The sequence below is a fragment of the Amycolatopsis sp. cg5 genome (assembly GCF_041346955.1).
In the GTDB taxonomy this organism is placed as follows: Bacteria; Actinomycetota; Actinomycetes; order Mycobacteriales; family Pseudonocardiaceae; genus Amycolatopsis.
Genome location: NZ_CP166849.1, coordinates 9,611,236 through 9,632,467 on the forward strand (window position 1 = coordinate 9,611,236; position 21,232 = coordinate 9,632,467).

The 21,232-nt window shown below is 68.3% G+C and carries 23 protein-coding genes; 16 read left to right on the forward strand and 7 right to left on the reverse strand.

The window, feature by feature from the left end; translation table 11 throughout:
* Positions 1-37: 37 nt before the first annotated feature.
* Positions 38-1,078, reverse strand: coding sequence for a serine hydrolase domain-containing protein (locus AB5J62_RS43945; RefSeq protein WP_370945975.1), 1,041 nt, complete (start codon positions 1,076-1,078; stop codon positions 38-40).
* Positions 1,079-1,221: 143 nt separating this feature from the next.
* Between AB5J62_RS43945 and AB5J62_RS43950 the strand changes: the two genes are divergently transcribed.
* The 10 genes from AB5J62_RS43950 (at position 1,222) to AB5J62_RS43995 (ending at position 11,845) form a co-directional block, all read left to right on the forward strand.
* Entirely contained in the window at positions 1,222-2,508 is a 1,287-nt protein-coding gene (locus tag AB5J62_RS43950) for a sensor histidine kinase (RefSeq protein WP_370950492.1), read from the forward strand.
* Positions 2,509-2,525: 17 nt separating this feature from the next.
* Positions 2,526-3,371 carry a S49 family peptidase gene (locus AB5J62_RS43955; RefSeq protein WP_370945976.1) on the forward strand — a complete coding sequence of 282 codons (846 nt, stop codon included), beginning with the start codon at positions 2,526-2,528 and terminating at the stop codon, positions 3,369-3,371.
* A gap of 346 nt (positions 3,372-3,717) precedes the next feature.
* Positions 3,718-4,998, forward strand: coding sequence for a glycoside hydrolase family 16 protein (locus AB5J62_RS43960; RefSeq protein WP_370945977.1), 1,281 nt, complete (start codon positions 3,718-3,720; stop codon positions 4,996-4,998).
* Between the two features lie 156 nt (positions 4,999-5,154).
* A complete protein-coding gene (locus AB5J62_RS43965) occupies positions 5,155-5,991 on the forward strand; it encodes a LytTR family DNA-binding domain-containing protein (protein WP_091288974.1) in 837 nt (278 codons plus the stop codon).
* Between the two features lie 3 nt (positions 5,992-5,994).
* Positions 5,995-6,501, forward strand: a complete 507-nt coding sequence (locus AB5J62_RS43970) for a hypothetical protein (RefSeq protein WP_370945978.1) — start codon at positions 5,995-5,997, stop codon at positions 6,499-6,501.
* A 29-nt stretch (positions 6,502-6,530) separates the two neighbouring features.
* On the forward strand, positions 6,531-8,357 hold the full coding sequence (locus tag AB5J62_RS43975; RefSeq protein ID WP_370945979.1) for a cation acetate symporter: 1,827 nt from the start codon (positions 6,531-6,533) through the stop codon (positions 8,355-8,357).
* Between the two features lie 201 nt (positions 8,358-8,558).
* The gene (locus AB5J62_RS43980; RefSeq protein WP_370945980.1) at positions 8,559-8,894 is read left to right on the forward strand and encodes a DUF485 domain-containing protein; all 336 of its coding nucleotides are present in this window, start codon (positions 8,559-8,561) and stop codon (positions 8,892-8,894) included.
* The gene (locus tag AB5J62_RS43985; RefSeq protein WP_370945981.1) at positions 8,891-10,522 is read left to right on the forward strand and encodes a cation acetate symporter; all 1,632 of its coding nucleotides are present in this window, start codon (positions 8,891-8,893) and stop codon (positions 10,520-10,522) included. The genes AB5J62_RS43980 and AB5J62_RS43985 overlap by 4 nt, the downstream gene beginning before the upstream one ends.
* A 33-nt stretch (positions 10,523-10,555) precedes the next feature.
* Positions 10,556-10,906, forward strand: a complete 351-nt coding sequence (locus AB5J62_RS43990) for a rhodanese-like domain-containing protein (protein ID WP_370945982.1) — start codon at positions 10,556-10,558, stop codon at positions 10,904-10,906.
* A gap of 3 nt (positions 10,907-10,909) precedes the next feature.
* Complete coding sequence (locus AB5J62_RS43995; RefSeq protein ID WP_370945983.1) at positions 10,910-11,845, forward strand: DUF4328 domain-containing protein; 936 nt, start codon at positions 10,910-10,912, stop codon at positions 11,843-11,845.
* 61 nt (positions 11,846-11,906) lie between these two features.
* On the opposite strand, the gene AB5J62_RS44000 is transcribed toward AB5J62_RS43995, so the two are convergent.
* Positions 11,907-13,067, reverse strand: coding sequence for a cytochrome P450 (locus AB5J62_RS44000; protein ID WP_370945985.1), 1,161 nt, complete (start codon positions 13,065-13,067; stop codon positions 11,907-11,909).
* Positions 13,068-13,121: 54 nt separating this feature from the next.
* A complete protein-coding gene (locus tag AB5J62_RS44005; RefSeq protein ID WP_370945986.1) occupies positions 13,122-13,484 on the reverse strand; it encodes a hypothetical protein in 363 nt (120 codons plus the stop codon).
* A gap of 163 nt (positions 13,485-13,647) precedes the next feature.
* Here AB5J62_RS44005 and AB5J62_RS44010 point away from each other — a divergent pair, with 163 nt between their 5' ends.
* The 4 genes from AB5J62_RS44010 (at position 13,648) to AB5J62_RS44025 (ending at position 16,396) form a co-directional block, all read left to right on the forward strand.
* Positions 13,648-14,523: a DUF5926 family protein gene (locus tag AB5J62_RS44010; protein ID WP_370945987.1), complete on the forward strand. Its 876-nt coding sequence runs from the start codon at positions 13,648-13,650 to the stop codon at positions 14,521-14,523.
* Positions 14,520-14,873 (forward strand): DUF952 domain-containing protein, encoded by a 354-nt coding sequence (locus AB5J62_RS44015; protein WP_370945988.1) that lies wholly within the window; start codon positions 14,520-14,522, stop codon positions 14,871-14,873. The genes AB5J62_RS44010 and AB5J62_RS44015 overlap by 4 nt, the downstream gene beginning before the upstream one ends.
* 183 nt (positions 14,874-15,056) lie before the next feature.
* Positions 15,057-15,578: a SigE family RNA polymerase sigma factor gene (locus AB5J62_RS44020; RefSeq protein ID WP_370945989.1), complete on the forward strand. Its 522-nt coding sequence runs from the start codon at positions 15,057-15,059 to the stop codon at positions 15,576-15,578.
* Positions 15,575-16,396, forward strand: coding sequence for a hypothetical protein (locus AB5J62_RS44025; RefSeq protein WP_370945991.1), 822 nt, complete (start codon positions 15,575-15,577; stop codon positions 16,394-16,396). Before AB5J62_RS44020 ends, AB5J62_RS44025 begins: the two co-directional genes overlap by 4 nt.
* 82 nt (positions 16,397-16,478) lie before the next feature.
* On the opposite strand, the gene AB5J62_RS44030 is transcribed toward AB5J62_RS44025, so the two are convergent.
* The gene (locus AB5J62_RS44030) at positions 16,479-17,030 is read right to left on the reverse strand and encodes a ferritin (protein ID WP_370945992.1); all 552 of its coding nucleotides are present in this window, start codon (positions 17,028-17,030) and stop codon (positions 16,479-16,481) included.
* A gap of 151 nt (positions 17,031-17,181) precedes the next feature.
* Entirely contained in the window at positions 17,182-18,366 is a 1,185-nt protein-coding gene (locus tag AB5J62_RS44035) for an arginine deiminase (protein WP_370950493.1), read from the reverse strand.
* A 134-nt stretch (positions 18,367-18,500) separates the two neighbouring features.
* Here AB5J62_RS44035 and AB5J62_RS44040 point away from each other — a divergent pair, with 134 nt between their 5' ends.
* A complete protein-coding gene (locus AB5J62_RS44040; RefSeq protein WP_370945993.1) occupies positions 18,501-19,013 on the forward strand; it encodes a DM13 domain-containing protein in 513 nt (170 codons plus the stop codon).
* Here AB5J62_RS44040 and AB5J62_RS44045 read toward each other — a convergent pair.
* Positions 19,010-19,810 (reverse strand): CPBP family intramembrane glutamic endopeptidase, encoded by an 801-nt coding sequence (locus AB5J62_RS44045; RefSeq protein ID WP_370945995.1) that lies wholly within the window; start codon positions 19,808-19,810, stop codon positions 19,010-19,012. The genes AB5J62_RS44040 and AB5J62_RS44045 overlap by 4 nt on opposite strands.
* 23 nt (positions 19,811-19,833) lie before the next feature.
* Between AB5J62_RS44045 and AB5J62_RS44050 the strand changes: the two genes are divergently transcribed.
* Positions 19,834-20,295, forward strand: a complete 462-nt coding sequence (locus AB5J62_RS44050) for a PPOX class F420-dependent oxidoreductase (RefSeq protein ID WP_370945996.1) — start codon at positions 19,834-19,836, stop codon at positions 20,293-20,295.
* An 85-nt stretch (positions 20,296-20,380) separates the two neighbouring features.
* On the opposite strand, the gene AB5J62_RS44055 is transcribed toward AB5J62_RS44050, so the two are convergent.
* Positions 20,381-21,169, reverse strand: coding sequence for a DUF2470 domain-containing protein (locus AB5J62_RS44055; RefSeq protein WP_370945997.1), 789 nt, complete (start codon positions 21,167-21,169; stop codon positions 20,381-20,383).
* Positions 21,170-21,232: the final 63 nt, after the last annotated feature.

Genomic DNA, 21,232 nt, shown 5'->3' on the forward strand with positions numbered 1-21,232 from the left:
TTCGGGCTATCGCATCTGACGAACGCCACTTTCGGGCTCAGGGGCAGAGGGCGGCGGCCAGTGCGGCGACCGGGCGGGTGTGGGCCACGTGGGCCCAGTCGCCTCGCAGCTCGGCGGCGAGGTCGTACGTGGTCAGCGCCAGCGTGATCTGGCGGCGGCCGTCCGGGCTGTGCAACGAGAAGCTGAAGTAGCCGGGGCCTGCCCCGGTGTGCCCCCAGATCGTCTGGTCACCGCCGGGGCAAGGCAGCGGCAGGGTTTCGACGCCGGGCAGATCGGGCGAGAGCGTCCGCTGGAACGTGGCCAGGTCGTCCACTGTGGACACCATCGCGCCCGCCGTCCAGTCGTAGGACGGGCTGAACGTGGTCATGTCGTTGCCTGCCATGTCGTAGCCGTGGAGATGTGGTCCGTGCAGGTGGGGATCCGTGAGCGGGAACGACGTCTGGCGGAGGCCGAGCGGGCGCAGGACGCGGTCGCGGATCTCGGACCGGACGTCGTGGCCGGTGACGCGTTCGATGATCCGGCCGAGCAGCAGGTAGCCGGTGTTCGAGTACTCCACGTGCGGCGGGTCGAGCAGCGACTGCCGGATCACCTCGTCGACGGTGTAGACGTAGCTGCGGTCGCCGCCCGGCTTCAGGTAGACGTCGAAGAACGCCGGGTTGCGCGGGTCGTGGATGCCGCTCGTGTGCGTCAGCAGTTGGCGGACGGTGATCTCGGATGGCCGGTACCCGGGGCCGCGGACGACGCCGGGAAGTAGCGACTCGACATCGGCGTCCAGCGACAGCCTGCCAGCGGAGACGAGTTGCATGACCACCGTCGAGACGAAGGCCTTGGTGTTGCTCGCGATGCGGAAGCGGTCGGTCACGCGGGCCGGTCGCCCGCCGAGGGAAGCCACCCCGGCCGCGTAGTGCCGGACGTGTGAATCCTCCCGGACGACGGCGACGGCGGCCGGGAAACCGGCGCGCACGAGTTGCCGAATCTCGGTTTCGACCCGATCGTTATCTAGCGCCGAAGCCGGCATGGCGGTTACCCCCAGCAACACGGCGATGGTCGCCGCGGTCAGCCACCTGCTCAAAGTCATGCTCAGAGCCTTGCCGACGGATACGGGGTGTGACCACCAAGGGAGCCCCCGGGTCATGGGTAGGGTTGACCCCACCGTCAGTTCTCGAAGCAGCACAGAAAGTAGGAGAGTAAGGCTTGCACCCGGTTGGCCGAGCGCAGAGCATTGACGCCGTGTCCGGGTTGCCGATCGCGCAGATCATCCCGTGGGGAGTCGCGCTACTGCTCGCTGTCCTGGTCGTGGTGCTGCTGATCAAGTCGCGACGGCCGGGGAACGTGGTCGACGACGCGGTGCTCGAAGCCGTCCACGGCCTGTCGAAGGCGACGCCCGATCTCCGCGAGGGGCTCGACGAGGAAGCCGCCGACAAGATCACCACGCAGCTGCTGGAAATGCTCAAGTGCGTCGCCGTCGGCATCACCGACAGCGAGGGCACGCTGCTTTCCTGGGACGGCGAAGCCAACGATCACTATGTCGACCTGGTCGACGCCATCGGCAACGCGATCCGCAAGCACCGCCGCGAGGTCGTGCAGCACGACCGCATGCCGTGCAACCACCGTGGCACGTGCAAGATGCGCACCGCGGTGATCGTGCCGCTGATCGTCGAAGGCGAGACCGAGGCCGCGCTGATCGTGGTCGGCCGGACCCGGGGCCGCCTGATCCAGATGGCCGACGCGGTCGCGCACTTCGTGTGCACGCAGTTCGAGCTGGCGCGGCTGGAGGAGTCCAAGCACCAGCTGCAGCAGGCCGAGATCAAGGCGCTGCGCGCGCAGATCTCGCCGCACTTCGTCTACAACGCGCTCAACACCATCTCCTCGCTGATCCGCACGGATCCCGAAGAGGCGCGCGAGCTGCTGCAGGACTTCGCCGACTTCACGCGCTACTCGTTCCGCACCTCGGGCATGTTCACCTCGCTCGCCGAGGAGCTGCGCAACATCGACCGGTACCTGACCATCGAAAACGCCCGCTTCGGCGGACGGCTGACCGTGCGCCTGAAGATCGCGCCGGAGGTGCTCAGCGTGGTCGTGCCGTTCCTGATCATCCAGCCGCTGGTGGAGAACGCCGTCAAGCACGGCCTCGCGAGCAAGCCGGGCGGCGGCACGGTGACGGTCATCGCGCAGGACTACGGCGCCGAGGCGCTGATCAGCGTCGAGGACGACGGCATCGGCATGGACCCGTCGCGGCTGGCCGAGCTGCGCAGCTCGCACCGGACCGGCGCGCACGTCGGGCTCGGCAACATCAACCAGCGGATGCAGCAGGTGTTCGGCAGCGACTACGCGCTGATGGTCGAGACGGCGCCCGGCGCGGGCATGAAGGTCACGCTGCGGGTGCCCAAGTTCGTGCCCGGTGTGCGGCCCAACCTGCCTGACTACTCGGCAGAGGTGCCCGAGCAGGAGTCGCGTGACGCGGACGAATTCAGCGGCTCGCGAAGCGGCATGCTCGACGCGTCCTGACTCCGTACGCTGGCTTCATGAGCGTCACGGACAAACTCGCCTCCCGAATCCCGATGCTGGCCGACCGGGTCGAGCAGAAAGACGTGGTGGCGGTGGTGAAGCTGCACGGCGTCATCACGCCGTCGCCGTCACCGCTGGGCAGGGGCGCGATCAACCTCGCCGCCGTGGAGTCGGCGCTGACCAGGGCGTTCGCGCACGACCGGCTCAAGGCGGTCGCGCTGCAGATCAACTCGCCCGGTGGCGCGCCGACGCAGTCCGGCCTGGTGGCCGAGCGGATCCGGCAGCTGGCCGACAAGAAGAACGTGCCGGTGCTGGCGTTCTGTGAGGACGTCGCCGCGTCGGGCGGGTACTGGCTGGCCTGCGCCGCGGACGAGATCTACGCGCACCGCACCTCGATGGTCGGCTCGATCGGCGTGATCAGCGGTGGTTTCGGCTTCACCGGGCTGCTCGAGCGCTTCGGCATCGAGCGGCGGCTGCACACCGCGGGCACCAACAAGTCACGGCTCGACCCGTTCAGCCCGGAGAAGCCGGAGGACGTCGAGTGGCTCAAGAAGATGCACACCCAGCTCCACGAGCTGTTCGTGGAGTGGGTGAAGGAGCGCCGGGGCGCGAAGCTCTCGGACTCGGAGGATCTGTTCACCGGCGACGTCTGGCTCGGCCAGAAGGCGGCCGACCTCGGGCTGATCGACGGCGTCGGCAGCCTGCGCGAGGTGCTGGCCGAGCGGTTCCCCGACGCCCACATTTCCGTTGCGGAGCCCAAAAAAGCGCTGCTCGCCAAGCTCGGCATCGGCGCGCCCGCCGCCGCTTCGGCGGTACTCGAAGCCGTCACCACGAAGGCCGCCTGGTCTCGCTTCGGCCTCTGAACCTCGGACGACTCGAAGGCCCCTTCCGCCGGCTCGGCGGAAGGGGCCTTCCTTTTCGCACGATGTGATAGGCGCCACACTGCCACCCGTTCGGCGGATAGCCGATGGTCTAGACCTCGGGTTCTCATGGGGACGCAGGCTTTGTTGTGACCGGCAACAAATGTCGCCGCATCAGCCGGTCCGGGTTGACGAGGAGGTCACCCCATGCCCGTAAGTCGCACCATCCGAAAGCGTCGCAGGTGGACCGCGCTCGGCCGCGGCCGCGGCTGCGACCGCGATCGCCGTTCCGCTGACCATCCATTCCGCACAAGCCGCGGTCCCGCCTCCGGAAGCAGGCTGGACCACCGTGTTCGCCGACGACTTCAACGGCGGTGCGAACACGCTGCCGTCCGGCGCGAACTGGATCATCGACACCGGACACTCCTACCCCGGCGGCCCGGGGAACTGGGGCACCGGCGAGATCCAGAACTACACCAACAGCACGAGCAACCTGTCGCTCGACGGCTCCGGCAATCTGCGCATCACGCCGCTGCGCGACGGCGCCGGAAACTGGACGTCGGCGCGTATCGAGACGCAGCGGCTCGACTTCAAGCCGCCCGCCGGCGGCGTGATGCGGATCGAAAGCCGCATCCAGATGCCGAACGTCACCGGCGCCGCCGCGCTCGGCTACTGGCCCGCGTTCTGGGCGCTCGGCGGCCCGTACCGCGGCAACAACTGGAATTGGCCCGCCATCGGCGAATTCGACATCATGGAGAACGTCAACGGGATCAACTCGGTCTGGGGTGTGCTGCACTGCGGCGTGAACCCCGGCGGCCCGTGCAACGAGACCACCGGCATCGTGAACAACCGCGCCTGCCCCGGCGCGACCTGCCAGGCCGGGTTCCACACCTACCGGTTCGAATGGGACGCGAGCACCAGCCCGCAGGTCTTCCGCTGGTTCGTCGACGGCCAGCAGTTCCATTCGGTCAGCCAGAACCAGCTCGACGCGGGCACCTGGAACGCGATGACCAGCCATGCCGGCTACTTCGTCCTGCTCAACGTCGCGATCGGCGGCGCCTTCCCCAACAACAACTCCGGGACCACCACACCGGGACCCGGCATCGTGCCTGGCCGTCCGATGGTCGTCGACTACGTGACCGTGACGACCAAGGGATCAGGCGGCACCACCAATCCGACCACGCCGACGACTCCGACCACGCCGACCGGGCCCGGCGGCGGTGACGCGTACGGCACGATCCAGGCGGAGTCGTACACGCAGTCGGCCGGCGTGGCCAAGCAGACCACCTCGGACACCGGTGGCGGCCAGAACATCGGCCCGCTCGGCAACGGCGACTGGGCCATGTACCCGAATGTCGCTTTCGGCAGCAGCGCCGCCCACCAGTTCCAGGCCAGGGTCGCGTCCGGTGCGGGCGGCGGCGTGAGCGGGCTGGTCGAAGTCAGGCTCGACAGCCTGAGCAGCGCGCCGGTCGGCAGTTTCGCCGTCGCGAACACCGGCGGCTGGCAGAGCTGGCGCACCGTGCCAGCGAACATCAGCGCGATCACCGGCACACACAACGTCTATCTCACCTTCACGAGCGGACAGCCCGCCGACTACGTGAGCGTGAACTGGTTTACTTTCGCGCACTGATCGAGGAAATCCACTTTCGACAGTGAATTACCCGAGGTGTCAGTGTCCCCGGCGCGGGGGACACTGACACCGAGAGTTGGGTGGCGCGGTTTCGACTCCATCTCATCCGGGCGAGGGCGCCGGGCGGGCTGGACATCGTGACTCGCAATAGGCAGGATGCGAATCACTGTGAGTGCTCAAGATGACACCCGCCGGCTCGTCGTCCTCGCTGTTGACGACGAGCCCCACGGGCTGACCGCGTTAGTCCACTGCCTGACCAGCAACCCGAACATCGGGAAAGTGTTCAGCGCCGTGGACGCCTCCGAGGCCCTGCGCCGCCTCATCGCTTCCGACGGCGACGAACTGCGTGCCCGCAAGGAAAGGGGACTGCCGCCGGTCGACGCGGTGTTCTCCGACATTCACATGCCCGGCCTGTCCGGGATGGAGATGTCACGGGTGTTCGCCGCGCTGCAGCCGCCACCGGTGCTCGTGTTCGTCACGGGGCACTCCGAAGAGGCGGTCAACGCGTTCGATCTCGGCGCCGTCGACTACGTGCTCAAGCCGTTCAACCAGGAACGCCTGGACAAGGCCGTCAAGCGGGTGCTGGAAAAGCTGAACACCCGGCCGATGCCGCAGGCGGCCGGTGGCGGGCCGGAGCCGGTCAAGGACGACGGCGAGGTCATCCCCGTCGAGCTCGCGGGCACCACCAAGCTCATCCCGCGCTCCTCGGTGCGCTGGGTCGAAGCGCAGGGTGACTACGCGCGGTTGTTCACCGCCGACGGCAGTCACCTGGTCCGGATTCCGCTGGCACAGCTCGAAGAGCGGTGGGAGAAGGCGGGTTTCGTCCGCATCCACCGGTCCTTTCTGGTCGCCTTGCCACTGATCACCGAGCTGCGGATGGCACAGGGCGGTTACCAGGTGGTCATCGGCAACGAGGAGAAGGTGCTGCCGGTCAGCCGCCGCCACACCCGCGAGCTGAAGGACCGACTGGTCGGCTCCGGCCGAAACGGCTAGCCGATGAGCAGCGAGGACTACTACCGGCGGGTGAACGGGGTCCGCGAGCCGGACCCCACGCTGGGCAAGAAGGCGCAGCTCTCGCCGGAACGCGCGGTCGTCGAACCGGTGGCCGCCGCGCCGACCGAGCCGATGCCGCAGCCGGAGCTGCCGAAGATCAAGCGCACCAGGGTCATCCTCGCTGACCCGCGCCAGTCGGCCGGCACGCTGCGCGCCAGGGTCGAACTCGAAGAGCAGACCAGCTGGGGTGAACTGCTGATCAAGGACCTGGTGAAGGCGCAGCTCAAGACCGGGTTGCTGCTGTGGGGACTGGTCATCGCGCTGCTGGGCTCGCTGCCCGCGCTGTTCTACCTCCTGCCGGGGTTCGGACGGGTCACGCTCATCGGGGTCCCGCTGCCATGGCTGCTGCTCGGGGTGGCGCCGTTTCCGCTGCTCTTCGGTGTCGGCATCTGGTACAACCGGCTCGCCGAACGCCATGAGCGCGACTTCGTGGACATGATCGAAAACTAGATTCCGAGCGGTCATGCGAGGATTTCCCCGTGCAGCTGAACCCATGGGCGTTGACCGGCATCGTGCTGGTCGCCGTGGCGACCTTTTATCTCGGTCACCGCTCGTCCCGGTTCGCCGTCACCACCCATGACTTCCTCGTCGCGCGGCGCACCGTCCGGTCGCGCCGCAACGCCGCCGCGATCTCCGGCGAGTACCTCTCCGCCGCCTCTTTTCTCGGTGTCGCGGGCATCGTGCTCAAAGAGGGCGCGGACGCGCTGTGGTTCCCGATCGGCTTCACCGCGGGCTATCTGGCGCTGATGCTGTTCGTCGCCGCGCCGCTGCGGCGCTCCGGCGCGTACACGCTGCCCGACTTCGTCGAGGCGCGGCTCGGGTCGAAGTCGCTGCGCAAGTTCTCCACCGCGTTCGTGGTGTTCATCGGGATCCTTTACATGGTCCCGCAGCTGCAGGGCGCCGGGCTGACGCTCGCGACGATCCTGCCGGTGCCGCCGTGGTTCGGCGCGGTGCTGGTGATGTTCCTGGTCGCGTTCAACGTGATCGCGGGCGGCATGCGGGCGATCACCGTGGTGCAGGCGTTCCAGTACTGGCTCAAGCTGTTCGCCATCGCGGCGCCGACGTTCGTGCTGTGCCTGGTGTTCGTCACCGGCGGCAGTCCCGGCGGCACACGCGGGCTCGGCGACCCGGCGCCGCCGGTGTTCCTCGAGAACACCACGGTCACCGTGCAGGCCGACGTCATGGTCAGCGTCACCACGCGGACCACGCTCGAAGCACACGGAACGGTCGACCGAGGGCCCGCCGACGGCGAGGCGATTTGGGCGCCGGACATCAAGCACTCGGTGAACGAGGGCACCAGGCTGGTGTTCAAGAAGGGCACGCCGGTCCCGGTGATCAGCGACGCCCCGACGACCAACGCGAACTGGCTGCGGCCGAGTTCGGGCAGCGTCACAGATCTGGCGCAGACGTACTCGCTGATCTTCGCGCTCTTCCTCGGCACCATGGGCCTGCCGCACGTGCTGGTCCGCTTCTACACGAACCCGGACGGCAAGGCCGCGCGCCGCACGACCGTCCATGTGCTGCTGCTGCTCGGGCTGTTCTACCTGTTCCCGACGCTGCTGGGCGCGCTGTCGCGGATGTACGTGCCGGAGCTGCTGGTCACCGGCAAGACCGACGCGGCCGTACTGCGGCTGCCGTCGGCGATGCTGCCGGGACTGCCTGGTCAGATCCTTGGCGCGGTGACGGCGGCAGGCGCGTTCGCGGCGTTCCTGTCCAGCTCCTCGGGGCTGCTGGTGAGTGTGGCCGGTGTCGTTTCGACCGACGTGCTGCCCGGCCGGGTGCGTGACTTCCGGGTCGCGACCGGGATCGTGGCGATCGCGCCGATGGCGCTGGCGGTGCTGCTGCGGCCGGAGGACATCTCGCTTTCGGTGGGCATGTCGTTCGCGCTGGCCGCGTCGACGTTCTCGCCGCTGCTCGTGCTCGGCATCTGGTGGCGCAAGCTCAGCTGGCCCGGCGCGATGGCCGGCATGGTGGTCGGCGGCGGGATGGTGCTGGCCGCGCTGGTGACGAACATCGTGAGCGGGTACACCGGCGGCTGGGCGCCGTGGTTCGTCGTCCAGCCAGCGTTGATCACGGTCCCCGCCGCCTTCTTCACATGCTGGTTCGTGAGCCGGGCGACCAAATACGGCGTCCCGGACGACCTCAACAGTGTCATGTTGCGATTGCACGCGCCTGATCCACTCGGTTTCATGCGTGACCGCGCGGTGGCCCGGTTCGGCCAGGCGGAAGAGAAGCAGGACAAGGCCGAGAAGGTCGAAAAGCCGGAGAAGGCCAAACCCGCGACTCGGGGCAGGCACCGCAAGTAATCGGCGTCAATCATCCGAGTGGTCAAAGCGCGTCGACCCGATTGTTATACGCAGGGTCATGCCGTTCACTCGATCGGATTATCAGCATTTCCGCTGACCAGGAGCATGATCGCTCTAGCGTGCCGCTCAACGAGCACTCGACTAGATTTGTTGAGCGACCCGTCACCTGAATGGTGTATTCGCGGTACGAGGAGGTCCGAGATGAGCACGGAACACGACCTCAACGACGACACGGAGTGGGAACGGATTCAGGCCAGCCCTGAATTCGTCGAGCTACGCCGCAGATTGCGCAGTTTCGTCTTCCCCGTGTCCGCGCTCTTCCTGCTCTGGTACCTGCTTTACGTGCTGCTGGCCGATTACGCGCACGAGTTCATGGCCACCAAGGTCGTCGGCAACATCACCGTCGGCCTGGTGCTCGGCCTGCTGCAGTTCGTCTCGACCTTCCTCATCACCTGGCTGTACGTCCGCTATGCCAACCGCAAGCTCGATCCGGTCGCGGACGAACTGCGCGCGAAGATCGAACGGGGTGAGCGATGACTCTCGCGGCAGGTGTGGCGGGCAGCAACCCGGCGCTCAACATCGGCATCTTCGGCGTGTTCGTGGTGATCACCTTGGTGATCGTGTTCCGCGCCAGCCGCAACAGCAAGACCGCGTCGGACTACTACGCCGCAGGCCGCGCGTTCAGCGGCCCGCAGAACGGCATCGCCATCTCCGGCGACTACCTGTCCGCGGCCTCGTTCCTCGGCATCGCGGGCGCGATCGCGATCAACGGCTACGACGGCTTCCTGTACTCGATCGGCTTCCTCGTCGCCTGGCTCATCGCGCTGCTGCTCGTCGCGGAGCTGCTGCGCAACACGGGCAAGTTCACGATGGGCGACGTGCTGGCGTTCCGCATGAAGCAGCGCCCCGTGCGCGCCGCGGCGGCCACGTCGACGCTCGTCGTCTCGTTCTTCTACCTGCTCGCGCAGATGGCGGGCGCCGGCGGGCTGGTCGCGCTGCTGCTCGGCATCGAGGGCAAGGCGGGCCAGGCGCTGGTGATCGCCGTCGTCGGTGTCGTGATGATCGTGTACGTGCTGGTCGGCGGTATGAAGGGCACCACGTGGGTGCAGATCATCAAGGCCGCGCTGCTCATCGTCGGCGCGTTCGCGATGACCGTCTGGGTGCTCGGGAAGTACGGCTTCAACCTGTCGTCGCTGCTGCAGAGCGCCGTCGACAAGGCAGGCAAGGGCGGCGAGGCGATCCTCGGGCCTGGCAAGCAGTACGGCAAGACCGGCACGACCAAGCTGGACTTCCTCTCGCTCGGCATCGCGCTGGTGCTCGGCACCGCAGGACTGCCGCACGTCCTGATGCGCTTCTACACCGTGCCGACCGCGAAGGACGCACGCCGCTCGGTGGTCTGGGCGATCGTGTTGATCGGCGTGTTCTACCTGTTCACGCTGGTGCTCGGCTACGGCGCGGGCGCGCTGGTCGGGCCGTCGACGATCACCGGCGCACCCGGCGGGGTGAACTCCGCGGCGCCGCTGCTCGCGCAGGCACTCGGCGGGCCGGTGCTGCTCGGGTTCATCGCGGCGGTCGCGTTCGCGACGATCCTCGCGGTCGTCGCCGGGCTGACGATCACGGCGTCGGCCTCGTTCGCGCACGACGTCTACGCCAACGTCATCAAGAAGGGCAAGGTCGAGAACCCCGACGCCGAGGTGAAGGTCGCCAGGATCACCGCGCTGGTGATCGGCGCGGTCGCGATCGCCGGCGGCATCCTCGCCAACGGGCAGAACATCGCGTTCCTGGTCGCGCTGGCGTTCGCCGTGGCGGCGTCGGCGAACCTGCCGACGATCCTGTACTCGCTGTTCTGGAAACGGTTCAACACCCAAGGTGCGCTGTGGAGCATCTACGGCGGCCTGGCGGTGACGATCGTGCTGATCGTGTTCTCGCCCGCGGTGTCCGGCAAGCCGGTCGACCCGAAGACGGGCAAGAGCGCGTCGATGATCCAGGGCGTCGACTTCCACTGGTTCCCGCTCGACAACCCGGGCCTGGTGTCGATCCCGGTGGCGTTCTTCCTCGGCTGGCTGGGCACGGTCCTGTCGAAGGAGCACAACGAGAAGAAGTACGCGGAAATGGAGGTTCGCGCGTTGACCGGAGCTGGTGCCGAAAAAGCTGTGGAGCACTAGCCTCACACGCGCGATACGTCAGCCCATGGGAGCATGGAGAACGTGGTGAGCCCTGCAGAAATCCCGGCCGTGAACATCGCCGACCTGCCGTCCGACGGCGTGCTCCTCGACGTGCGCGAGGACGACGAATGGCAGGCCGGGCACGCGCCCAAGGCCGTGCACATCCCGCTCGGCGAGCTGCCGTCGAGGGTCGGTGAACTGGCCGACCTGCCCGAGGGCCCGGTGTACGTGGTCTGCCGCAGCGGCGGCCGGTCCGCGCGCGCGACCGCCTGGCTCAACGCCAGCGGCTGGGACGCGGTCAACGTCTCGGGCGGTATGAAGGAATGGGACGCCGAAGGCCGCGACGTCGTCGGCGAGTCCGGCGGCGAGCCGGAGATCCTCTAGCCCATGCAGCCAGGTCAGTTCCCGCAGCCGGTGCGGCCGCAGTACCGGCCGATCCGGGTCCGGTGGGTGGCGACGCCCCCACCGGGCGCGCTGCCGCAGCGCCACGCGGCCCCGCCGGAGCGCTACCACGGCCCGCCGCGCTACGCGACGACCCCGCGCTGGGGTTTCCCCAACCTGACCTGGCGTTCGCCGACCGCGGTACCCGGCACGGCCTCGGACGTCCAAAGTCCCGTCCAACGCCTGCGCGTGATCGCGCGCAGCACCTACGGCTCGCTGTGGTTCCTGGCCTGCCTGGCGCTGGTGGCCGGCGGCGCGGAGATCTGGCGCTACGTGCTGCTCGTGCAGTCCCGCGACTCGGCGCTGACCACGAGCGTGGTCGAAGCGTCCGACGGCCTCGTGGTCACAGCAGGCCTACTGGCGACGATCTTCTCCCTGGTCCCGGCGGCTTTGACGCTCTGGTGGCTCTTCGTCGCCCGCCTCGCGGCCGCCGACGCCGCCGAAGAAGAGCCGTCCCGCACCTCGCGCGAGGTGCTGCTCGGCATGCTCGTCCCCGGCCTCAACCTGGTGATGGCCGGCTCGATCATGGCCGAGCTGGAGCACTCGGTGCTCCGCCGCTCACCCGACCGCCGCCCGACCCCATCCCGCCTCGTCTTCACCTGGTGGGGCCTCTGGGTCCTGAACTGGCTCCTGCTCGCCGCCGCACTCTGGTGGCGCATGCGCGACGGCATCCAGGCCATGGCCGATTCCGTCATCCTCGTCGCCCTCACCGACTTCGCCGCCGCCGCGCTCGCCATCACCACGGCGATCCTCGTCCGCCGCACGACCGAACTCCTGGCGCCGATCACCCTGACCAAGACGTCGGCCCGCCAAGTCCTGAAGGTCACCGGCGCCCCCGACCCGGAGCTCCGCCCGACCCGGGCCTTCAACACCCGCCGCTAGCCAGAGCCCCAAAGTCACTTCCGGGACATGCGATGCCCCGGAAGTGGCTTTCGGGCTAAATTCAGGCCGTGACCAGCAGGGTTCGCAGGCCTCGGATCACGAACTCGGGGCGCCGGGGCGGGGGAGCGGCGAGGCGCAGGCCGGGTAGGCGCGTGGCCAGTGCGTCCAGCGCGGCCGAGATCTCGACGCGGGCCAGCGGGGCGCCGACGCAGTAGTGGATGCCCGCGCCGAACCCCAGGTGGGCGTTCGGGGAGCGGGAGATGTCGAGCGTGTCCGGGTCGCGGAAGACCAGCGGGTCGCGGGCGGCCGCGCCCAGCAGCGCGCCGATCTTGTCGCCTGCCGAGAGCCGGTAGCCCGCGATTTCGACGTCCGCGGTCGCCGTCCGCTCGAACAGCTGCAGCGGCGCGTCGAAGCGGATGAGCTCCTCGACGCAGGTGTCCAGCAGACCGCGGTCGGCGACCAGCCGTTCCCACTCCGCGCGGTGCGTGAGCAGCGCGGAGACGCCGTTGCCGAGCACGTTGACCGTGGCCTCATGGCCGGCCATGAGCACCAGCACCGCCGTCGCGACCAGCTCGTCGGGGGTCAGCTCGGAGCGCAGCAGGTCACTGATCAGGTCGTCGCCAGAGCGTGGCTTCGAGGCTTGCGAACGGACGTAGTCGACGAACTCGCCCGCCGCCGCTTCGGCCGCGTCGCGTTCGGACTCGGGGATGCCGTACTCGTACATCTTCACGACGGCGTTGCTCCACGCGACCATGCGCGGGCCATCGGCCTGCGGCACGCCGAGCAGTTCGGCGATCACCGCGACCGGCAACGGCTGGGCCACGAACTCGAGCAGGTCGGCCTCGCCGTCCGCGGCGATCTTCCCGGCGAGCTCGTCCACCATCGCCGACGCCAGCGCGGCGATCCGCTCGTTCAGCCGCTGGACATGGCCACGCGCGAACGCGCCCGAGATCTGCTTGCGCAGCCGGGTGTGCGCGGGCGGCTCGCTCTCCAGCAGCGAGTTGCGGTGCAGCAGGTTGAACGACGCGAAGCGCTCCAACGGCTGGGCGTCGCTCCAGATCCGGCCGAGCCCCCGGTGCCGCAGCACCGCCGAGGTCGCCGCGTGCGAGACGGTCACCGCCATGCCGAGACCGTCGTGCCGATGTACTTCGCCCTCGGCACGCAGCTCGGCGAAAGCCGGGTACGGATCGGCCAGGAAGACGGGGTCACGGGGGTCGAACATGGCGCGAGCCTAACCGCGCTACCCGCCCAGGCGAGCGGGTAGCGCGGAGAACGACTACCAGCGGAAGCCGAGGTCCCAGTTGTAGCGGTAGAACGTGGGGGCGACCGCCTGCAGCGTGTAGCTACCCGCCGGCACGTTGTGGCAGACCCAGGAGCGCGGCGGCTCGTCCACGTTGAACCTGGTGTTGCAGCCCGGCACGCCTTGAAGCGACCAGGAAAGTGACTCGTTCGGGCCGACGGGGCCGTCGACCCTGCCCGCGTCGACGTCGATCGAGATCGTGCCGCCGGGGAAGAAGCCGCTGCCGAGGAAGCAGCTTCCCGTGTTCTGGCAGTCCCAGGCTTGAACAGTGGCGTTCGCGGGCACCGCACCGGCCAGCATGGCACCGGCCACAGCGGCGATCGTGGCAATCTTCTTCATGATCTCCCCAGTCCGATCGGTCTGTACCACTTCTGTCTACTGACCGTTCCGTGGTGCGTAAACCGCTTTCAGGCCTGGCTGAAAGCGTGGTCACGGGGGCCGGACCTGGCGCGCGGCCAGCCCTTCGATAGCGTCATCGCGCTGAACCTATGAGGAGGCTGACGTGGGCAAGGGCGGGCGCAAGAAGGGTCCCAAGACGACGGACCGCAAGCCGAAGGTGCGCGACGTTTTCGTCGGCCAGCCCTTCGAGGGGCTCGCCGCGGAGCCGGAGCTCATCGCGCTGCGTGAGTTCGTGCCGTCCGCGACGGCGAAGCTGACGCTCGCCGGCAGCGACAAGAAGGTCACGCTCGGCACCGTGCTGCCGATGGCCGCTGCCGCGTTCGTGCGTTCCGACGGTGAGGCGTTCATCGGGATGCAGGTGCAGACCCGGTCCTCTGACATCTCGCGTGACCTCGGGCGCGCGCTCAAGTGGGTGCTCGACGCCAAGCCGGGTGACGTGCTGGCCGTGCCGGACACGCTGAGCGAGCCCGGTGAGGGCGAGCGGCTGCAGGATCTGCTGGTCACCGAGGCCGAGCTCGACGTCGAGCTGCACCAGGACTTCGCGTGGTGGCTGCCGGAGGACGCCGACGCAAGCGGTGAGGTCGCGCTGTCGCTGGAGCGTGCCAACTCGGCCATCATGCCGACCGAGCGGCTCGGCACCGGCTCGTACTGGGTGCTCGCCGGCGAGAAGGCGCACCTGCGCTGGGTCCGCCCCGAGTCCGAGAACCTGCTGCTGCAAGCGCTTGCGCGGTTGTCGGCCGCCGGGGAGATCGGGCTCGGCGAAGGCTCGCGCTACGCGGGCTCGTTCCGTGCGCACGGGCTGCTCGTGCCGGTGTGGGACCTCGACACCGAGGCGCACGCCCGCGAGTGGGCCGACGGTGCCGCGCAGCTCGGCACCCGGCTGGAAGGCGCGCTGAAGTCGCTCGACACCGAGCCGCTGAACGCCACCGAGCGCCGCTCGCGTGACGGGCTCATCGGCCGCCAGCTCACCCTGCGGTGATCCTGCACATCTGCACCGCCGCCGAATGGGCGGCGGTGCCCGAGGGCGGCGGTTATCGAGCGGCGTCGCTCGATGAGGTCGGATTCATCCATTGCTCTGATTTCGGCACCTTGCATCTGCCTGCCAACGCGCTTTTCGCCGGGCAGAGTGACCTGGTCGTGCTGGAAATCGACGCCGCGAAACTCGGTGTCCCGCTACGGTGGGAGCCGGGGGTTCCGGAGCAGCCGGACGGCGTCTGGTTCCCGCACGTCTATGGGGAGATTCCGCAGGTCGCGGTACTCGCGGTGCATGATTTCCCGGCGGACGGCGACGGCCGGTTCCGCCTTCCGGTAACACTTGCGCGGCGCTGACGAAAAACGGAGCGGGAGTGCTCATCGGACGTCTTTTTCAAAGTGAGCGCGATGTGAAGGCAACCTCTGGGGGCTGTGGTGCGTTTTCCGGGTGGCGACAGAGCGACGCCGAGAGACGTGCTGGAGGGAGGCGACGCGGTGACCGCTGCGGCTACCGCGCTACCCGGGTCGGAAGCCTGGTCCATGACCGGTGAGAGAGTGCCGGAGCTGGTCGACTTCAGCTCCTTCGTCGAGACCTCCTTGCCCGGACTGCTCCGCTACGGCTACGCGCTCACCGGCAACCCGCACGACGCCGCCGACCTGGTGCAGACCGTGCTCGAGAAGATCGGCTCACGCTGGACGCACGTCCAGCGCAAGACCGGCGATCCGCTCGCCTACGTCCGCCGGTCCATGGCGAACGCGCACGTCAGCCGCTGGCGCCGGACCCGGCGTGAGAACCTGGTGGCCGAGCTGCCGGACACTCAGCCGTTCGCGCCCGCCGACCCGTTCGAGCACGAGCCACTGTGGCAAGCGCTACGTGCGCTACCGCCGCGGCAACGAGCGGTCATGGTCCTGCGTTATTACGAAGGACTGTCCGAGGCGGAGATCGCGGCCACGCTCGGCGTCACGCAAGGCACGGTGAAGAGTCAAGCGAGCAAGGCCATCGCTTCGCTGCGTACGAAGCTGGCACTGCCGGAGATCCACGAAGGGAGGGAGGCAAGTTGATCGCGTCCGATGACGAGCTGGACGCCAAGCTGCGTCAGCTGTTCGCTGACGATCGGCTCGGCGGCCTCCAGCCCAAGACAGACGCGGGTGAAGCGATCGTCGCGGGCGCGCGGCGGAGGCGGAATCGCCGCAAGGCGGTGACCGCCGCCAGCGGCGTGGCGATGGCGGGCGTACTGGTCGTCGGTGGCGTCACCTTCGCGAAGATCCAGGACCGCGACACCCAGGCCGCCATGTCCACCGCGGCGACCCAGGCCGCCGCGACCGCGGCTCCGCCGTCGTCGTCGACCGGCGAGGTCGGCGCGACCGCGGGGGCACCGGCGTCCGGACCGGCGTCGCCGACCACTTCCGCCCCGATCCCCGGGTCGACCCCGCCGAAGACCCCGCCATCGAGCGCCGCGCAGCCGGACGGGCCGAAGAAGGTGCTCACCGGGCAGCTGCTGAGTCACTCCGGTATCGGCAACCTGGCGGTCGGCATGTCCGAGGCACAGCTCACCGCCGCCGGAATCACATTCAAGAAGGAGACGGGCACCACGTGCGCTTTCGGCACGGTGTCCAACGTGACATCGCAGGCCGGCGCCATCAGGATCTACCTGTCGGACAAGTCCGGGGTCACGGCGATCCTGCCGGCGTCGTCGCACACGCCAGAAGGCGTCGGTACCGGTTCGACGGTGCAGGATGTCACGGCGCTCTACCCGCAAGCCTCGAACGGGAGGACGCTCAGCGTCAATCTGGGCTCCACGAGCTATGAGTTCGCGCTGAGCGGCCCGGAGGTCAAGGGCGTCGTCTTGAAGTCGAACAACAGTCAGGGCTGCGGCTAGGCAGTCCGTACAAGGAAGAACCCGGGCCATCCACAGGGGGAGGGCCCGGGTTCTTCTTGTGGTGGGAGCAGTCGTGCTGGTCTTACAGCGCGCCACCCGCGACCGGCGGCATGGCGGCGTCGCCGCCACCGTCACCGACGGTCTCGCGGTGCAGGTGCGCCTCGATCTCGAAGAGGTTCCCGCCCGCGCGCTTGGCGATGGTCACCAGTGTGTTCATCGCGGCGATTTCCTCGACCTGCTCCTTGAGGAACCACTGGGTGAACTGCTCGCCCATGTAGTCCTCTTCGGCACGCGCGGCCTTGGCGATCTGCTTGATGTCGGAGGCGACTTCCTTTTCCTGCTCGAGTGCGAGCTGGAGCAGTTCGGTCACGTCGGAGAAGTCGTTGCGGACGTCGCCGGTCGACGGGATTTCCACGTGGTGATCGGTGTCGAGCATGTACTGCACGAGCGCCATCGCGTGGTTCCGCTCTTCGACCGACTGCCGGTAGAAGTGCTTGGCGAGCTGGGGCAGGTCCTCGGCGTCGAACCAGACCGCCAGCGCGATGTACTGCTGGGAGGCGTTGAACTCGTTGTGCACCTGCGCCTGCAGCAGTTCGTAGAACTTCGAGCGCGGTTCTTTCTTGAGGAGGGCCATGCCCATAACGATAATGGAACCAGTCCAATTTTTCCAATTTAAACTGGTGATCTACCCCCTATTAGGTTACCATTCCCAAAGCGAGGGGCCACTTATTTTGGTTAGCCTCACCTAATTGATTGGGAAATCAATTAGGTGAGGCTCAACTTATTTACAGCGGGTCGCGCTGGACCGGGCAGGACATGCACCGCGGTCCGCCACGGCCGGAGCCGAGCTCCGAGCCCGCGATCGGCAGCACCTCGATACCGGCGGCGAGCAGGCGTTCGTTGGTCTCCACGTTGCGCTCGTAGCCGACGACCACACCCGGCGCCAGCGCCAGCGTGTTGTTGCCGTCGTCCCACTGCTCACGCTCGGCGGTCACCGGGTCGAGCCCGGTGTCGATCACGCGCAGCTTGTCGATGCCCATCGCCTCGGCCGCCGCGCTCAGGAACGGCTTCGGGCCGTCGACCTTGACCGAGCCCTCGCCGTTCGGGCGCATGGTGAACGCGGTCAGCGAGTCACGCGAGAGCGGGTACATCACCACGGCGTCGCGGTCGACCATCGTGCACACGGTGTCCAGGTGCATGGTCGCGCGTGACTGCTCGATCGGCACGGCGAGCACGGTGTGCGCGATGTCGTCGGCGAAGACGGACCTGGCGAGCGACTCCGCGCCGGCGGCCGTGGTGCGCTCACCGACGCCGATGGCGAGCACGCCCGGCGACAGGAGCATGACGTCACCGCCCTCGATCGGCGCCGAGTGCGCGCCGTACGCGCGCGCCGCGTGCCGGAAGCGCGGGTGATACGCGTAGACGAGGTCGAGCAATGCGGTCTCGCGGCGCCTGGCGGGCATCGTCAGCGACGAGATGGCGACGCGGTCGCCGATCCACGCCGACGAATCGCGAGTGAAGAGCAGGTTCGGCAGCGGGTCGACCGCGAAGTCGTGCGGGTGGATCATCTTCCGCACCAGCGACGCGCCCTCGGAGCTCGGCAGCTCCTCGAACGTCATGCCCGCCATGAGCGCCTCGGCCAGCGCCGGCGCGTCCACTCCGGACAGATGCGAGCGCAGCGAGTCGCCGAGGTCGTTGCCGAGCCTGCGGTCGTCGACGGCGGCGTGCACCCCGGCCGCGTGCGCGCGCGGGTCCTCCAGCGCGGTCCGCAGCGCGTCGGCGAGCAGCACCACTTCGACGCCGCGCCCGCGTAGCACCTCGGCGAACGCGTCGTGCTCCTCCTGCGCGCGGTCCACCCACGGGATCGAGTCGAACAGGAGCTGGTCGTTGTTGCGCGGGGTGAGCCTCTTGAGCTCGTTTCCCGGCCGGTGGAGCAGAACCGCGCGGAGCGGTCCGACTTCGCTGTCCACCCGGGGCGCGCTTGCGGATTCACTGATCACGGTAGTCGAGCGTAATGACTCGGTAAGGGAAATGGGGATGATGAAGAACGCATTCTGGCGTTTTGATAGAAGAATCTGACCGGGTGGCGGAATGGAGCTGACGGATGCGTGTCCTGTTGCGGAAAAAGAGCACCAAACTCGTGCTGGCGGCCGCGGTGGTGGCGCTCGTGGCGGGACTCTGGGTGTTCGAACCGTGGCGTGCGTTCACACACAGCAACCTCGACGAGGCGCTGCCGGTCGCGGCACCCGTCGTCGCCAGTTCCCAGCCGGTGGAAACGCCGATGGAGCTGGCTTCAGGAGCGTTCGTCAGTCAGGAGCACGAGACGAAGGGGACCGCGCGCGTGCTCGACGTCGGCGGCTCGCGCGTGCTGCGGCTGGAGGGCTTGTCCTCGTCGGACGGACCTGACCTGCACGTTTGGCTGACCGATGCGACGGCGGGCGGCTCGTGGGGCAAATACGACGACGGCCGGGTCGTGAAGCTGGGCGCGCTCAAGGCCACCGACGGGAACCAGAACTACCCGATCCCGGCGGACGCGGACCTGGCCGGGCTGCGCAGCGTGGTCATCTGGTGCGACCGGTTCAACGTCGCGTTCGGTTCCGCGCCGCTGACGCTCTAGGGCAACCAGGAGATCTTGTTCTTGAGCAGCGCGTAACCGACGAACGACACGAAATCGAGCAGGGTGTGCGCGGCGACGAGCGGCCAGAGCCGGTTGGTCTTCTGCCAGAACCGGCCGAAGACGAGGCCCATCACGAAGTTGCCGACGAATCCGCCGAAACCTTGGTAAAGGTGGTATGACCCGCGCAATACCGCCGCGGCGATCAACGACGAGTTCTCGCGCAGCCCGAGCTGGCGCAACCTGGTCAGGAAGTAGGCGACCACCAGCACCTCCTCGGCGAACGCGTTGCCGAACGCGGAGATCGTCAGCGTGATCGGCCGCCACCAGGTGTCGCCGAGCGTCGACGGCAGCACGGCGAGGTTGAAGCCGAGCGCGTAGCCGACGAAATACAGCACCAGGCCCGGAATCCCGATCAGCGCGGCCAGCCCGACGCCGTGCAGCAGGTCCCGGCCGGGTTTCCGCCTGGCGAGACCGATGTCCTTGAGCTTCAGTCCCGCCCGCCAGAGCAAGTACACCCCGAGCGCGCCCCAGCCGACCAGCTGCGCGGCGCTGAGCAGTTGCTTGAGCAGATCGACCAGATCGAGCGTCGCCTGCGGCACGTTGATCGCGACCTGTTGCTGCTTCAGCGGAACCGGCTTCAGCAGAGAGTCCACAAGGGACAGCAGACTCCGCGCGCCGGACAGGCCGAGCGTGATCCCGAAGACGATCCACAGCTCGATGACGATCGCGCGCCGTTCGGCGGGATCCTCGATCAGCACCGGAAGGGTCGGACGCTCGGGGTTCAGCCATTGACGCACCCGCGCACGTTACCTTTCGAAGCATGTCACGCAACATCGCCACCACCAGCAAAGTCGACCGCGACGCACTCGTCGAATTCCTGCGCACCCGCCACCGCGCCATCCTGATGACCACCCGAGCCGACGGCGGACCGCAGCTGTCCCCGGTCACCTGTGGCGTCGACGCCGAAGGCCGCCTGGTCATCTCGACATACCCCCAACGCGCGAAGGTCGTGAACATCCGCCGCTCGCCGCGAGTGTCCGCCTGCGTGATCTCCGACGAGTGGAACGACCCGTGGGTCCAGCTCGACGGCTCGGCCGAGGTGCTCGACCTGCCCGACTCGATCGAACCGCTCGTCGAGTACTTCCGCAGCATCTCGGGCGAGCACCCCGACTGGGACGAATACCGCGAAGCCATGACCCGCCAAGGAAAAAGCCTCATCCGCGTGACCATCGACCGCTGGGGACCCATCGCGACAGGCGGCTTCCCCGCCTCCCTGGCTTGAAAAGCCCGAAAGTGGCTTTCGTCAGGTCTTATCTGACGAAAGTGGCTTTCGGGCTATCGCATCTGACGAACGCCACTTTCGGGCTTCAACCGGTGCGTTTGGCCAGGAAGGGGCAGCCGACCAGGCGGCGGAGCTCGGCCGCCAGCTGGGGTGGGCCTTCGACCGGCCGGGAGAAGGCGAGCCGGACGTCGTGGTCGCCGGTGTCGGCTTCGACGCGGAGGCGGAGGCCGTAGCGGTCGAGGCCGAGCGGGCGGATGACGCCGTCGCGCAGCGCGGGCGGCAGGTGTTTGGCGAGCTGGTCGACGACGTCGGGGTGGCTGCTCTCGAGGTGGCGCAGCCACTGGGTCTCGTAGTCGTGGAACGGGTCCGGCGCGGCGGCGCTGAACATGTGCGGCCGCAGCGAGTGGGTGCCCTCGGCGTCGGCGAGCACGAGGGAGGCCGGGGTCAGGCGGAGCAGCGTCATGCCGTGGCCGACGTCGAGCAGCCGGTGGTCAGGGCGGGTTTCCGCGATCGAGATGGCGCGGGCGCGCGCGGCGTCGAGTTTGAGCGGGCGCAGCCAGCCGGTGATCCACAGCAGGCCGCGTACCGGCTCACGCAGGTCGATCGGCGCGTTGTCGGTCAGCTCGACCATCACGGCGAGTTCGCCGCGTGAGGTCGCGTGGGTGGCGGTGACCATCGAGTGGTCGTCGGGCAGCAGGACGCTCACGCTTCCGCTGACGTGCACGTGGTGCAGCACGGGGACGACTCGCTCGGTCTGCCGGTCCTCGCGCTCGACGGTGGGCATCAACGTCGCCGGTCCGTTGCGGGTGGCGATGGTCTTCGCGCGCTCCGCGGGGTTCGGCGCCGGCGGGCGCCTGATGGATGTCTCGGTCACGGCTCACCTCCTACTTAGGTGAGCCTAACCTGACTTTGGCGAGTTTGTGAAGCCCCGCGAGAG

Coding starts and splice junctions, on each gene's coding strand:
- AB5J62_RS44030 (WP_370945992.1), bottom strand. CDS start 17,030: ATGGCCCTCCTCAAGAAAGAACCGCGCTCGAAGTTCTACGAACTGCTG.
- AB5J62_RS43955 (WP_370945976.1), top strand. CDS start 2,526: ATGAGCGTCACGGACAAACTCGCCTCCCGAATCCCGATGCTGGCCGAC.
- AB5J62_RS43995 (WP_370945983.1), top strand. CDS start 10,910: ATGCAGCCAGGTCAGTTCCCGCAGCCGGTGCGGCCGCAGTACCGGCCG.
- AB5J62_RS43990 (WP_370945982.1), top strand. CDS start 10,556: ATGGAGAACGTGGTGAGCCCTGCAGAAATCCCGGCCGTGAACATCGCC.
- AB5J62_RS43970 (WP_370945978.1), top strand. CDS start 5,995: ATGAGCAGCGAGGACTACTACCGGCGGGTGAACGGGGTCCGCGAGCCG.
- AB5J62_RS43965 (WP_091288974.1), top strand. CDS start 5,155: ATGCGAATCACTGTGAGTGCTCAAGATGACACCCGCCGGCTCGTCGTC.
- AB5J62_RS44020 (WP_370945989.1), top strand. CDS start 15,057: ATGACCGGTGAGAGAGTGCCGGAGCTGGTCGACTTCAGCTCCTTCGTC.
- AB5J62_RS44050 (WP_370945996.1), top strand. CDS start 19,834: ATGTCACGCAACATCGCCACCACCAGCAAAGTCGACCGCGACGCACTC.
- AB5J62_RS43945 (WP_370945975.1), bottom strand. CDS start 1,078: ATGACTTTGAGCAGGTGGCTGACCGCGGCGACCATCGCCGTGTTGCTG.
- AB5J62_RS44040 (WP_370945993.1), top strand. CDS start 18,501: ATGCGTGTCCTGTTGCGGAAAAAGAGCACCAAACTCGTGCTGGCGGCC.
- AB5J62_RS44000 (WP_370945985.1), bottom strand. CDS start 13,067: ATGTTCGACCCCCGTGACCCCGTCTTCCTGGCCGATCCGTACCCGGCT.
- AB5J62_RS43985 (WP_370945981.1), top strand. CDS start 8,891: ATGACTCTCGCGGCAGGTGTGGCGGGCAGCAACCCGGCGCTCAACATC.
- AB5J62_RS43980 (WP_370945980.1), top strand. CDS start 8,559: ATGAGCACGGAACACGACCTCAACGACGACACGGAGTGGGAACGGATT.
- AB5J62_RS44005 (WP_370945986.1), bottom strand. CDS start 13,484: ATGAAGAAGATTGCCACGATCGCCGCTGTGGCCGGTGCCATGCTGGCC.